Raw genomic sequence first — 13,271 nt, 5'->3', positions numbered from 1 at the left:
AATAGTTATTTTACATATCAAAAAGATGAATATGCTATGATATTTAGGCAATATTCATACAAAGTCCGCAAAAATGGTAATGACAATAGATTGTTGGAGGGAATTATAGTATGTCTGCTAAGTTTGAAAAGCTAGAAGGGAACCAAGGGGTTCTCACAATTGAAGTAGATGCAGAGAAAGTCAAAGAAGGTCTGGACGCTGCATTCAAAAAAGTTGTTGCACAAGTAAACGTGCCAGGATTCCGTAAAGGGAAAATGCCGCGCGGGATGTTCGAAAAACGCTTTGGCGTTGAATCTCTATACCAGGACGCAATTGACTTCCTTCTTCCTGAAGCATATGCAAGTGCAATTGATGAGACAGGGATCGAGCCTGTTGACCGCCCTGAAATCGATGTAGAGCAAATTGAAAAAGGCAAGAGCCTTATTTTCAAGGCAACAGTTACAGTTAAGCCTGAAGTTAAGCTTGGCGAATACAAAGGCCTTGAAGTAGAAAAGCTTGAAACAGAAGTAACTGAAGAAGATGTAAACAATGAAATCACTTCCCTTCAGGAGCGCCAGGCTGAATTGGTCGTTAAAGAAGAAGGCAAAGCTGAAAACGGCGATACAGTTGTCATGGACTTCGAAGGTTTTGTTGACGGCGAAGCATTCGAAGGCGGAAAAGCTGAGAACTATTCACTAGAGCTTGGTTCTGGCCAGTTCATCCCTGGTTTCGAAGAACAGCTTGAAGGAACAGCTGCTGGCGAATCCAAGGATGTTGAAGTGACTTTCCCTGAGGAATACCATGCTGCTGAGCTTGCCGGCAAGAAGGCAGTATTCAAGGTGACTGTTCACGAAATCAAAGGCAAAGAGCTTCCTGAGCTTGATGACGAGTTTGCAAAAGATGTTGACGAAGAGGTTGAAACTCTTGATGCCCTTAAGGAAAAAATCAGGACTCGCCTTGAAGAAAGCAAGAAGCAGGAATCTGAAAACAACCTTCGCGACACTGTAGTCGAAAAAGCTGCTGATAATGCTGAAATCGACCTGCCTGCAGTAATGATCGACAATGAAGTCGACAGAATGATGCAGGAATTCGAACAGCGCCTTCAAATGCAGGGTATGAACCTTGAGCTTTACTTCCAGTTCTCAGGCCAGGACGAAAGTGCCCTGCGCGAGCAGATGAAAGAAGAAGGCGAAAAGCGTGTACGCATCAACCTGACTCTTGAAGAGATCGCAAAAGCAGAGAACATTGAAGTAACAGACGAAGAGGTTACTGCCGAGCTTGATAAAATGGCTGAAATGTACAACATGACTGCCGATGCAATCAAGCAGGCGCTTGGAAGCCTCGACAGCGTGAAAGCAGACCTTAAAGTGAAAAAAGCTGTTGACTTCCTTATCGAAAACAGCAAAACTGCTTAATAGCCAAAAATAAATGTTTGTAATAGCAGCAATGGCTGCATAAACTTTTTTAATAAAACAAGGCGCGATTTGATCGTGCCTTGTTTTATACAATAAAAAGCAGCATATAGTATATTAAGGCTTAAAACGGACAGGAAAAATTCTATACATAACCGCCGTAATTAAATATCCCTTAATCGGGATTTAACTCTCTGTTTTATGGATAAGCTTATTGGGTACATAGTTTTAAATGCGGATCAGCAGACAGATCATGATAAAAATGAAACATACTTTTCTAAGAGTTATCATTTCCTGTCCAGTTGTTAAATGTGTTACAATGCAATACATAACTGTTAAAGTTTTCTCCTGTGTGAACTGTTCCCAACCAATCGATTGACAAATAGCAATCAAAAGGACATAAAGGCACAGGGGCTGTTTTGGGATTTTCCCAGCCGTTATTCCATAAGCTGAAAAAGCTGAATAGTAAAAATTGTTTGCAGTGATCCGCAAGCTTTATATAAGGCACAGAAGTAATTCAAGGGGTGAAGGCATTGTTTAAATTTAATGATGAAAAAGGGCAATTAAAGTGTTCCTTCTGTGGGAAAACACAGGATCAAGTACGTAAATTAGTTGCCGGACCAGGTGTATATATATGTGACGAATGCATCGAGCTCTGCACGGAAATCGTGGAAGAGGAGCTTGGCACAGAGGAAGAAGTGGAATTCAAGGATGTGCCAAAGCCAGCAGAAATCCGCGATATTCTTGACGAGTATGTAATCGGCCAGGAACAGGCAAAGAAATCTCTGTCAGTGGCTGTTTATAACCACTATAAGAGAATCAATTCAAACAGCAAGATCGATGATGTTGAGCTTTCAAAAAGTAATATCAGCATGATCGGGCCGACAGGAAGCGGTAAAACCCTCCTTGCCCAGACGCTTGCCCGTATTCTCAACGTTCCATTTGCAATTGCTGATGCTACATCACTTACGGAAGCTGGCTATGTTGGGGAAGATGTGGAAAATATTCTCCTGAAATTGATCCAGGCTGCAGACTATGATGTGGAAAAGGCAGAAAAAGGCATTATCTATATCGATGAAATCGATAAGGTGGCGCGTAAATCTGAGAACCCGTCCATAACAAGGGATGTATCAGGTGAGGGTGTGCAGCAGGCATTGCTTAAGATTTTGGAAGGAACTGTAGCAAGTGTTCCTCCACAGGGCGGAAGAAAGCATCCGCACCAGGAATTTATCCAAATTGATACAACTAATATCCTGTTCATCTGCGGGGGTGCATTTGACGGCATCGAGCAGATCATTAAGCGCCGTCTTGGCCAGAAAGTGATCGGATTCGGTTCTGAACAGAAGCAGCAGGAGCTTGACCAGAAGGAATTGCTTTCAAAAGTTCTTCCTGAAGACCTGCTGAAATTCGGTCTGATCCCTGAATTCATCGGACGTCTTCCGGTCATTGCCAGCCTTACTCAGCTGGATGAGGAAGCTCTTATTGAAATTCTGACAAAGCCGAAAAATGCTCTTGTTAAGCAGTATCAGAAAATGCTTGAGCTTGATGATGTTGAGCTTGAATTCGAAGAAGGTGCCCTGCATGAGATTGCGAAGAAAGCAATCGAGCGAAAAACAGGCGCCCGCGGACTCCGTTCAATCATTGAAGGCATTATGCTGGATGTTATGTTCGATCTTCCGTCCCGTGATGATATTTCTAAATGCATCATCACAAAAGAGACAGTTACAGATAACAGCGTGCCAAAGCTTGTGCTGAATGATGGTACGGTTGTGGAAGAAGAGCGTAAAACTTCTGCATGATAACAGAATAAATAAAGCCAGGCCGGGGTTTTCTCTGCCTGGCTTTTTTGTATTCACTGCTGCACGTTAAGATTCTGTTCAAGTCTTTGCTCAGGAAGTTTTTTACAGTGTATTCTTGTTTATTCCAACCTGTACAAGGAGATACTACCAAGTATCAGCTTGAACAAAAGTGCAGGAGGGATACTATGAGTTGGACCGGGATAGCTTTATTCATCCAGCTGTTTTTCGGAATCATTATCGGGCTTTATTTCTGGAATCTGCTAAAGAGCCAGAGGACTCAAAAGGTGTCGATCGACCGGGAGTCAAAAAAAGAAATGGACCAGCTGAAAAAAATGCGTTCCATCAGGCTGACTGAACCGCTTTCCGAAAGAGTGCGTCCGGCAAGCTTCGAAGATATCGTCGGTCAGGCAGATGGAATTAAGTCATTAAAAGCGGCACTCTGCGGACCCAATCCTCAGCATGTCATCATCTATGGGCCGCCTGGAGTCGGTAAAACCGCTGCGGCAAGGCTGGTGCTGGAAGAAGCAAAGAAGCAGGACAAGTCTCCATTTCGGAAATCTTCTGTTTTCGTTGAGCTTGATGCGACAACAGCCCGCTTTGATGAAAGGGGGATAGCAGATCCGCTGATCGGTTCTGTCCATGATCCCATCTATCAAGGTGCAGGGGCTATGGGACAGGCAGGCATTCCGCAGCCAAAGCAGGGAGCAGTCACCAATGCGCATGGGGGAGTGCTGTTCATAGATGAAATTGGCGAATTGCATCCGATTCAAATGAATAAGCTGCTTAAAGTTTTAGAGGATCGCAAGGTCTTTTTGGAAAGTGCTTATTATAATGAAGAAAATACACAAATCCCTCAGCATATCCATGATATTTTTAAGAACGGGCTTCCTGCAGATTTCAGGCTTGTGGGAGCGACGACAAGGACTCCGAGTGAGATTCCGCCGGCAATCAGATCACGCTGCATGGAAGTATTTTTTAAAGAGCTCACAGAAGATGAAGTGGAAACGATCAGCAGCAAGGCGGCGGATAAGGTCAAAATGCCAATCAGCGGAAAAAGCTTAAAGACACTGGCCTCATACGCACGAAACGGTCGTGAAGCGGTAAATCTTGTGCAGATATCTGCAGGGGTTGCCATTACCGAGGATAGGGATTACATAAAGGATGAGGATATTGAATGGGTCATTAACTCAAGCCAGCTCTCTCCAAGGATGGAAAGAAAGATCAGTGAAGAATCGGCAGTCGGGCTTGTAAACGGACTTGCTGTATATGGGCCAAACACAGGTGCCCTGCTGGAAATAGAAGTGACGGTTATGCCTGCAAAGGAAAAAGGTTCTATCAATATCACCGGGATTGTTGAAGAGGAAAGCATCGGGGACCGCGGAAAATCAATACGCAGGAAAAGTATGGCAAAGGGTTCAATTGAAAATGTTTTGACCGTTTTAAAAACAATGGGAGTGCCTGCTGAAGATTATGATATCCATGTGAATTTCCCAGGCGGTGTGCCAATTGACGGTCCTTCTGCTGGGATTGCTATGGCTACCGGAATTTATTCGGCTATATATAAAAGGCCGGTGAACAGGGAAGTGGCCATGACAGGAGAAATCAGCATCCACGGCCATGTTAAGCCGATCGGCGGAGTGTATGCCAAAGTAAAGGCTGCCCAGAAAGCCGGCGCCAGGACTGTTATCATCCCTGAAGAAAATATGCAAAGTATTTTGAAAGAGATAGAGGGAATCGACATCATTCCTGTCAGCCACCTCAGCCAGGTGTTCACTGCAGCCCTGCTGAAGGACTATGCAAGAGACCAGTCCCTCACAGCGTCAATCGAGCTTTCTAAGAAAGAAAGTATCTAAAGGAGCTCCGGTTTGCAGCATATGCTTCAAACCGGAGTTTTATTTTATTCTGACAGGATAAAAGAGAAATAAGCTGTCTAACAGGAATTCATTCGTCATATAATCAATGAAGCAATAAAGCAATAAGATAAGGGGGATGGGGCAAGCTCCCTCCGCATCTCGATTGTCCAGCTGCAGCGGCTAGGGACTCGAGACATAAGTCAGCCTGGCTAAAAGGTTGAAGAGCAAACCTTTCATCCAGTCTGTCTTACGCTTGTCGTCCCTGGGCAAGCCGCTTCCGCATTTCGTGTTGTCCAGCTGCGGGCGCTAGCCCCTCGAGTCATAAGCCGATCAGGCCAGAAGGTTAAAGAACAACCTTCCGTCCTGCTCGTCTTATGCTTGTCGGCTCTGAACAAGCCGCCTCCGCATTTCATTTAATAGACACCCACAAATAAATAAGTTAGAATTGTACAAAGGCTTGACCTGTGATATGATGCGGGTTTGGAATGATTGTTTGGTTTCTCTTTCTCATTTTTTGCGGGCTTAGTGCAAAGAATAAGGATGAGGCAGATAATATATTTGATTTGCATTTGGAGGTGCAAACTATGGCGAATAAGAAAGACATCATCGTCCCCCTCCTGCCGCTTCGGGGCTTGCTCGTCTACCCTACAATGGTCCTGCATCTGGACGTTGGACGGGAAAGATCCGTGCAGGCGCTTGAAAAAGCAATGGTAGATGACCATCTTATTTTTTTGACGACTCAAAAGGATATTTCAATAGATGAGCCGGCGGAAGATGACTTATACAAAATGGGTACTCTTACCCGTGTAAAACAAATGCTGAAGCTTCCAAACGGCACAATCCGTGTGCTGGTGGAAGGATTGAAGAGGGCAGAAATTACCGAGCTCACCGATGAGGGAGATCATTATACAGTCAGTGTTGAGACTTATGATGACAGAGAAGACAAGGATGCCGAAGACCAGGCGCTGATGAGGACGATGCTTGAGTACTTTGAACAGTACATAAAAGTATCCAAGAAGATTTCTGCAGAAACCTATTCCTCAGTATCCGATATTGAGGAACCGGGGCGCATGGCAGATATCGTCGCTTCCCATCTGCCGCTGAAGCTGAAGGAAAAGCAGGATATTCTAGAAATGATCGATGTCAAAAAAAGGCTGAATCAGGTCATAGAGATTATCCACAATGAAAAAGAGGTCCTGAATCTTGAGAAGAAGATTGGGCAGCGCGTCAAAAAAAGCATGGAAAGAACGCAGAAGGAGTATTATCTCCGTGAGCAGATGAAGGCGATTCAGAAGGAATTGGGCGATAAGGAAGGCAAAACAGGCGAAATCGCCGAGCTCAATGATAGAATCGAACAATCCGGGATGCCTGATCATGTCAAGCTTGCTGCATTAAAAGAGCTTGACCGTTATGAAAAGGTGCCTTCCAGCTCTGCTGAAAGCGCGGTAATCCGCAACTATATCGACTGGCTTGTTTCTCTGCCATGGACTGAGGCAACTGTTGATGACCTGAACATTCATAATGCAGAGCGGATCCTGAATAGGGATCATTACGGCCTTGAAAAGGTCAAGGAGCGGGTGCTGGAATATTTGGCTGTGCAAAAGCTCACCAATTCGCTGAAAGGTCCCATCCTTTGCCTGGCCGGGCCTCCGGGAGTCGGTAAGACGAGCCTTGCCAAGTCTATTGCTGCGTCGCTGAACCGCAACTTTGTCCGCGTTTCCCTTGGAGGGGTGCGGGACGAATCTGAAATCCGCGGACATAGAAGGACCTATGTCGGCGCCATGCCGGGCCGGATTATCCAGGGCATGAAAAAGGCAGAGACCATCAATCCGGTGTTCCTGCTTGATGAAATTGATAAAATGTCCAATGATTTCAGGGGAGACCCTTCATCAGCCATGCTGGAAGTCCTGGATCCTGAGCAGAACCACAATTTCAGCGATCATTATATTGAAGAAACATATGACCTGTCGAAGGTTATGTTCATTGCAACAGCGAATAATCTGGCAACCATACCGGGCCCTCTCCGCGATCGGATGGAAATTATCACGATTGCGGGCTATACGGAGCTTGAAAAGATTCATATAGCAAAGGACCATCTCCTGCCTAAGCAGACCAGCGAGCACGGGCTTTCTAAATCCCAGCTGCAGATCAGGGAGGACGGAATCCAGAAAATCGTCCGCTATTATACAAGAGAAGCAGGCGTCCGCGGGCTTGAGCGCCAGCTGGCTTCCATCTGCCGTAAGACTGCAAAGATTATTGTTTCAGGCGAGAAAAAGAAGGTCATCATTTCTGAAAAGAATATAGAAGACTTCCTTGGCAAGCCAAAGTTCAGATATGGCCAGGCAGAGGTCGAGGACCAGATCGGGGTTGCGACCGGCCTTGCTTATACAACAGTTGGCGGAGACACGCTGCAGATCGAAGTATCCTTATCTCCAGGCAAAGGCAAATTGGTCCTGACAGGCAAGCTTGGGGATGTCATGAAAGAATCTGCACAGACAGCATTCAGCTATGTCCGTTCAAAAGCGAAAGAGCTGGGCATCGAGGCAGATTTTTATGAAAAGTACGATATCCACATCCATGTGCCTGAAGGTGCCGTTCCAAAAGACGGCCCATCTGCAGGGATTACCATCACTACAGCCCTTGTTTCAGCGCTGTCGGGGAATCCGATACGCAAAGAAGTGGGGATGACAGGAGAAATAACGCTCCGCGGCCGGGTCTTGCCGATCGGCGGAGTGAAAGAAAAAACTTTAAGTGCCCATAGAGCGGGATTGACTAAAATTATCCTTCCTAAAGATAATGAAAAAGATATTGATGATATTCCAGAGAGTGTCCGCGACGAATTGGATTTTGTTCTCGTATCACATGTTGACGAAGTTCTCAAGCACGCCCTGAATGGAGTGCACAGCAATGAAAGTAAATAGTGCTGAAATCGTTATAAGTGCGGTCAAACCGGCACAATATCCTGAGGAGTCCCTGCCCGAGTTTGCCCTGGCAGGGAGATCCAATGTCGGCAAATCCTCATTTATTAACAAAATGCTTAACCGCAAGAACCTGGCGAGGACATCCTCGAAGCCAGGCAAAACCCAGACATTGAATTTCTATCTGATCAATGAAATGATGCATTTTGTCGATGTCCCGGGATATGGCTATGCCAAAGTTTCCAAAAAGGAGCGCGAAGCTTGGGGTAGGATGATTGAAACCTATTTTACCTCCAGGGAGCAGCTGAAGGCAGCTGTCCTGATCGTCGACTTGCGCCATCCTCCTACCAAGGATGATATCATGATGTACGATTTCCTGAAGCACCATGGAATCCGATGCATCATCATAGCCACAAAGGCTGATAAAATTCCTAAAACAAAAAGGCAGAAGCATTTCAAAATCACGAAAGAGACTCTGGAGCTTGAACCTGGGGACGATATTGTTTTGTTCTCATCCGAGACCGGTGAAGGCAAGGATGAGGCCTGGGGGATTCTCAAGAAATATATGCAGAGCTAAAAAACGCCGATTTGGCGTTTTTTTTTTTTGCAAAAACAGCTCTTTTGCTGCTGTATGGCGGCCGTTCGGGAGGAAATGGGAGAAGAGGGCAGTATATGCCCCCATTTAATAGCATTGTACAGCTGAGCGGCTGTCAGGCCAGTATGGGGGTTAATGACTGAAAATACAGCTAAATTTGAATTTTGTGGCAAAAGTAAGTGTAATGTTATGGTAATAAGGGTAATAAGCTTGAAATGAAATTCAGAAAACATTGAGGGGGAAAACAATTGAAAAAATGGATCATAGCTGTTGTAATTTTATGCTGTGCCGCTGTTCTCGGAGCATGCGGGAAAAAAGAGGCATCCTCCGGGGGGATGGAGCTTGCAGACGAAGGTAAGTTTACATATGCTGCTTCAGGTGAATTCAAGCCTTTCAGCGTGACAGAAGCGGATGGGACCATGACCGGCTTTGATATTGAAGTCGGAGAAGCAGTGGCCAAGGAGCTGGGCCTTGAACCGGTTCAGAAGAAATTTAAGTTTGGCGGAATTGTTGAAGGCGTCAAATCAGGGCGTTTTGATGCCGCGGTAGCGAGCCACACCATCAATGAAGACAGGCTGAAGGCAGTGAATTTTTCCATTCCTTATTATTATTCAGGACCGCAGATTTTTGTCCGTCCTGACAGTTCGGCGAAAAGCCTTGATGATCTGAAGGATCTGGAGATTGCTGTATCCAAAGGTTCAACCTATGCAGACTCTGCTGAAGAGGTGACAGACAACATCATTTTTTACGACAGTGATGTAACCGCCCTCGAAGCATTGAGCAGGGGGAAGCATGATGCCGTCATCACTGACTTCATCACAGGCAAAGAGGCTATCGGTTCCGGGATGGAAATCGAAGGCAAGGAGCTGCTTGGGCGCAGTGAACAGGCAATTGCCGTAGCGAAGGACAATGAAGAGCTGCTTGATCAAATCAATGAAGCGCTTGAAAAGCTTCATGAAGATGGAACTTTGACAGAAATCAGCAAGAAGTACATCGGTGAGGACATCACAAAAGACCCTGAAAAGGAATAAGGGGAAGAAGGCGAATGTACTGCAACTTGCATTCGCCTCTTTATGTACATAAAAGAAATGCTTCATATTACAATTAAAGAGAGGAAAAGCCTATGGAACTTGCAGGAAAGTTTATAGAAACATATCCCGTATTTTTACGGGGCATGCTTCTTACCTTTGAATTGACGATTGTTTCTGTTTTTATAGCCATCTTCATCGGGCTGTTTTTTGCCTTTTTAAAAATCTCGCGAATAAAAGTTCTTGAATGGATTGCAGATATATATATATTCCTTGTAAGGGGAACGCCTTTGGTTGTCCAGATATTTATCTTCTACTTTGGGCTGACATCTCTGAATATCTCGCAGTTTCTGGCCGTTGTCCTTGGGCTCGCCTTCCATAACGGCGCTTATATAGCGGAGATTTTCAGGGGCTCGATTCAGTCCATTGAAAAAGGGCAGATGGAAGCGGGCAGGTCGCTCGGCATGTCAGCCGGGCTTGCTATGAGGCGCATCATTCTTCCGCAGGCAGTTCGAAGGGCCCTGCCGCCTCTTGGCAATCAATTCATTATAGCGCTGAAGGATTCATCCCTTGCCTCATTCATTGGCATGTACGAGCTTTTCAATGTGGCGACCACATATGGATCAAATGAGTATGACTATATGAGCTATCTTTTAATCGTGGCAGTCTATTACCTCATACTGGTGCTCGTATTCTCATTCCTGGTCAGCATTATTGAAAAGCGGATGGCAATTAGTGATTAAAGAGGAGGCAATGGCAGATGAATGAAGCAGTCATGATAAAAGTGGAGAAGCTGAACAAGTCGTTTGGGGACCTTCATGTATTGAAGGATATAGATATGACAGTGAAAGAAAGCGATGTAGTCTGTTTGATCGGGGCAAGCGGGTCAGGAAAAAGCACGCTGCTGCGATGCCTCAACTTCCTTGAAATGAAGGACAGCGGAAACATTGTCATTGAAGGGGAGAAGGTTGAGAAAGAAACGCATGACCTGAACAGGATCCGGTCAAAAGTGGGGATGGTGTTTCAGCATTTCTACCTGTTCCCCCATCGGACTGTCCTTGAGAATGTAATGGAGGCCCCGGTGTATGTAAAAAAAGTGCCAAAGGATCAGGCCAGGAAAGAGGCAAAAGAGCTCCTGAAAAAAGTGGGGTTATCAGATAAAGAGGATGTATATCCCGCCAAGCTGTCAGGGGGGCAGAAGCAAAGGGTTGCCATTGCAAGGGCATTGGCCATGAAGCCTGATATCATGCTGTTTGACGAACCGACCTCTGCGCTTGACCCCGAGCTGGTCGGTGAAGTGCTTGCCACCATGAAGGACCTTGCGAAGGAAGGGATGACCATGATTGTCGTGACCCATGAAATGGGCTTTGCGAGAGAAGTCGCCGATTTTGCGGTATATATGCATGAAGGAAGGATTGTCGAGGTAGGCCATCCGGAGCAGCTGTTTTTGAGCCCGAAGGAAGAGCGGACAAAAAGCTTCCTGGATTCTGTGCTGTAAGGCAGTGGAGATTTTTGAATAAACAAAGATAAAACACCCGGACGGGTGTTTTATCTTTGTGCAAGTGTGGAATGATAGGCAGTATAAGCCTACTTTTTCTTTGATAACAGCAGGTACAGGCCTACCAGCACAAGTGCAGCCGGCCAGAATCTTAAGATGGATGATAGGCCCGGCCCCAATGGTCCTAAAATGTTTTCTGCTTTGTCATTGAATAGAAGCAGGATGCTGATGGACAGGAAAAGCAGCCCCTGGACAAAGCCTGCCCCCGTCTTTTGGGCTCTGAGCAGGAACCCGAGGGCGATGATCAGGATGAAGGTGCCGATATGGTCAGGCCACACTTCGAGCCGGCTTACAATATGGAAGTGCAATCCAAACCCTGCCAGGATGACGCCGGGAAGGATCGCTTCATAATCTCTGGCTCCGTATCCCTGGAATAGAAAAGCAATACCGACGATCAATAATAGTGTCGGCCAGGAATAGAAATCCTGGAATAATTGTACGTTTGAGCGCTGCATCAGGAAATAGGCACCGAAGCCTATAAGGATGATTCCTGGGAAAATCCGCTGGTTTTTCATTTTTACACCACTTCCAGTAAGGTTCACTTGAATCCAGGCTTTATTTTTGGTACTGTACATAAGTAAGCCTTTTTGTCGATATATGTAATTTGGGCTAAGGCTTTCTGCTCCTGCAGGCTTCTTTTGAGCCATGCAGCAAGAGCACCTTTCAATCATTTATATTACCATATGAGTTCATTATCTGTTCACAATTTCACACGAAAAAAATGTTATAATTATAGTATTGAATGACGTACTTAGCTGGGGGTGCAAACACTTTATGCATATTATTGTAGCAGGTCTTAATTATAAAACTGCCCCTGTCGAAATCCGCGAGCGTTTGACATTCAATCCGGACTCTCTGGGGGATGCCATGATGGCATTGAACAGCAAAAAGAGCGTCTTGGAAAATGTTATCCTTTCTACTTGCAACCGCACTGAAATATACGCAGTGGTCGATCAGCTTCATACCGGCCGCTATTATATAAAAGAATTTTTGTCTGAGTGGTTTGATATGGCCCATGAAGAATTCTCTCCGTATCTGTTTGTTTACGAACAGGACGGTGCTGTAGAGCATCTGTTTAAAGTTGCCTGCGGTTTGGACTCCATGGTTCTTGGCGAAACACAGATTCTTGGACAAGTGCGTACTAGCTTCCTGGCTTCACAGGAAAAGCAGGCGACAGGCACTGTATTTAATCAGCTTTTCAAGCAGGCTGTTACATTGGCCAAGAAGGCCCATTCTGAAACTGAAATTGGCGCAAATGCGGTTTCGGTCAGTTATGCTGCCGTCGAGCTGGCTAAAAAGATATTCGGATCTCTTGACCGGAAGCATGTCCTTGTCCTTGGAGCAGGGAAAATGGGAGAGCTGGCCATTCAGAACCTGCATGCCAATGGGGCAAGCAAGGTGACTGTCATCAACCGCACATTTGAAAAGGCCCAGGATCTGGCGAGCCGCTTCCACGGTGAAGCCAAGACCCTCCAGGAGCTGCAGTGCGCTTTAATGGAAGCTGATATCCTGATCAGCTCTACAGGTGCAAAGGAATTCGTCATTACGAAAGAGATGATGGTCCATGTAGAGAAGATGCGCAAAGGCAAACCGCTCTTTATGGTGGATATTGCCGTGCCACGCGATCTTGATCCTAAGCTTTCTGAGCTGGACAGCGTATTCCTTTATGATATTGACGATCTGGAAGGCATTGTAGAAGCCAATCTCCAGGAACGCAAAAAAGCGGCAGCAGCTATCATGATGCTGATTGAAGGCGAGATTGTGGAATTCAAGCAGTGGCTCAACCTCCTTGGGGTTGTTCCGGTCATTTCCGCCCTGCGTGAGAAAGCTTTGGCCATCCAGTCCGAAACCATGAACAGCATTGAAAGAAAACTGCCTCATCTCAGTGAGCGCGACAAAAAAGTGTTGAACAAACACACGAAGAGCATCATCAACCAGATGCTGAAAGACCCAATCCTGCAGGCCAAGGAAATGGCTGCACAGGCTGATGCCGATAAAGCGCTGGATTTATTTGTGAAAATCTTCAATATAGAAGACCTTGTTGCAGAACATGATGATGAAGTGAAGGCAGCAGAACCAATGCGGGCAGCAGTAAAGCCGGCCGTGCCTTCTTTTCAGTCATAAGCGGG

10 protein-coding genes are annotated in these 13,271 nt (G+C 45.8%); 9 read left to right on the top strand and 1 reads right to left on the bottom strand.

The features are described 5' to 3' along the window. Window positions 1-110 precede the first annotated feature (110 nt). The 8 genes from tig to N288_RS17815 all read left to right on the top strand — a co-directional run bounded on the left by tig (window position 111) and on the right by N288_RS17815 (window position 11,082). The gene (tig, locus tag N288_RS17850) at window positions 111-1,394 is read left to right on the top strand and encodes a trigger factor (protein ID WP_009796050.1); all 1,284 of its coding nucleotides are present in this window, start codon (window positions 111-113) and stop codon (window positions 1,392-1,394) included. Between the two features lie 530 nt (window positions 1,395-1,924). Beyond that, the gene (clpX, locus tag N288_RS17845) at window positions 1,925-3,190 is read left to right on the top strand and encodes an ATP-dependent protease ATP-binding subunit ClpX (protein ID WP_022544244.1); all 1,266 of its coding nucleotides are present in this window, start codon (window positions 1,925-1,927) and stop codon (window positions 3,188-3,190) included. Window positions 3,191-3,375: 185 nt separating this feature from the next. After that, the gene (gene lonB / locus N288_RS17840) at window positions 3,376-5,043 is read left to right on the top strand and encodes an ATP-dependent protease LonB (protein ID WP_009796052.1); all 1,668 of its coding nucleotides are present in this window, start codon (window positions 3,376-3,378) and stop codon (window positions 5,041-5,043) included. Between the two features lie 584 nt (window positions 5,044-5,627). Continuing rightward, window positions 5,628-7,964, top strand: coding sequence for an endopeptidase La (lon, locus tag N288_RS17835; protein WP_022544243.1), 2,337 nt, complete (start codon window positions 5,628-5,630; stop codon window positions 7,962-7,964). Then, window positions 7,951-8,538 carry a ribosome biogenesis GTP-binding protein YihA/YsxC gene (gene yihA / locus N288_RS17830; RefSeq protein WP_009796054.1) on the top strand — a complete coding sequence of 196 codons (588 nt, stop codon included), beginning with the start codon at window positions 7,951-7,953 and terminating at the stop codon, window positions 8,536-8,538. The genes lon and yihA overlap by 14 nt, the downstream gene beginning before the upstream one ends. Window positions 8,539-8,804: 266 nt before the next feature. After that, on the top strand, window positions 8,805-9,587 hold the full coding sequence (locus N288_RS17825; RefSeq protein ID WP_009796056.1) for a transporter substrate-binding domain-containing protein: 783 nt from the start codon (window positions 8,805-8,807) through the stop codon (window positions 9,585-9,587). Window positions 9,588-9,679: 92 nt separating this feature from the next. Further along, window positions 9,680-10,327 carry an amino acid ABC transporter permease gene (locus N288_RS17820; protein WP_009796057.1) on the top strand — a complete coding sequence of 216 codons (648 nt, stop codon included), beginning with the start codon at window positions 9,680-9,682 and terminating at the stop codon, window positions 10,325-10,327. 17 nt (window positions 10,328-10,344) lie between these two features. Next, entirely contained in the window at window positions 10,345-11,082 is a 738-nt protein-coding gene (locus N288_RS17815) for an amino acid ABC transporter ATP-binding protein (protein WP_022544242.1), read from the top strand. An 89-nt stretch (window positions 11,083-11,171) separates the two neighbouring features. Here the strand turns inward: N288_RS17815 and N288_RS17810 are convergent, their stop codons facing one another. Next, window positions 11,172-11,657: a LiaI-LiaF-like domain-containing protein gene (locus N288_RS17810; protein ID WP_035403579.1), complete on the bottom strand. Its 486-nt coding sequence runs from the start codon at window positions 11,655-11,657 to the stop codon at window positions 11,172-11,174. 259 nt (window positions 11,658-11,916) lie between these two features. Between N288_RS17810 and hemA the strand changes: the two genes are divergently transcribed. Next, window positions 11,917-13,266 carry a glutamyl-tRNA reductase gene (gene hemA, locus N288_RS17805; protein ID WP_009796060.1) on the top strand — a complete coding sequence of 450 codons (1,350 nt, stop codon included), beginning with the start codon at window positions 11,917-11,919 and terminating at the stop codon, window positions 13,264-13,266. Window positions 13,267-13,271 lie beyond the last annotated feature (5 nt).

Source organism: Bacillus infantis NRRL B-14911 (genome assembly GCF_000473245.1).
In the GTDB taxonomy this organism is placed as follows: Bacteria; Bacillota; Bacilli; order Bacillales; family Cytobacillaceae; genus Bacillus_AB; species Bacillus_AB infantis.
The sequence above is the reverse complement of the archived record's forward strand: the minus strand, read 5'-3'. Positions and strand labels throughout refer to the sequence as shown.

Excerpts from the sequence above, each read along its gene's own strand:
- N288_RS17815 (WP_022544242.1), top strand. The coding sequence starts at position 10,345 with ATGAATGAAGCAGTCATGATAAAAGTGGAGAAGCTGAACAAGTCGTTT.
- yihA (WP_009796054.1), top strand. The coding sequence starts at position 7,951 with ATGAAAGTAAATAGTGCTGAAATCGTTATAAGTGCGGTCAAACCGGCA.
- N288_RS17820 (WP_009796057.1), top strand. The coding sequence starts at position 9,680 with ATGGAACTTGCAGGAAAGTTTATAGAAACATATCCCGTATTTTTACGG.
- lon (WP_022544243.1), top strand. The coding sequence starts at position 5,628 with ATGGCGAATAAGAAAGACATCATCGTCCCCCTCCTGCCGCTTCGGGGC.
- lonB (WP_009796052.1), top strand. The coding sequence starts at position 3,376 with ATGAGTTGGACCGGGATAGCTTTATTCATCCAGCTGTTTTTCGGAATC.
- tig (WP_009796050.1), top strand. The coding sequence starts at position 111 with ATGTCTGCTAAGTTTGAAAAGCTAGAAGGGAACCAAGGGGTTCTCACA.
- hemA (WP_009796060.1), top strand. The coding sequence starts at position 11,917 with ATGCATATTATTGTAGCAGGTCTTAATTATAAAACTGCCCCTGTCGAA.
- N288_RS17810 (WP_035403579.1), bottom strand. The coding sequence starts at position 11,657 with ATGAAAAACCAGCGGATTTTCCCAGGAATCATCCTTATAGGCTTCGGT.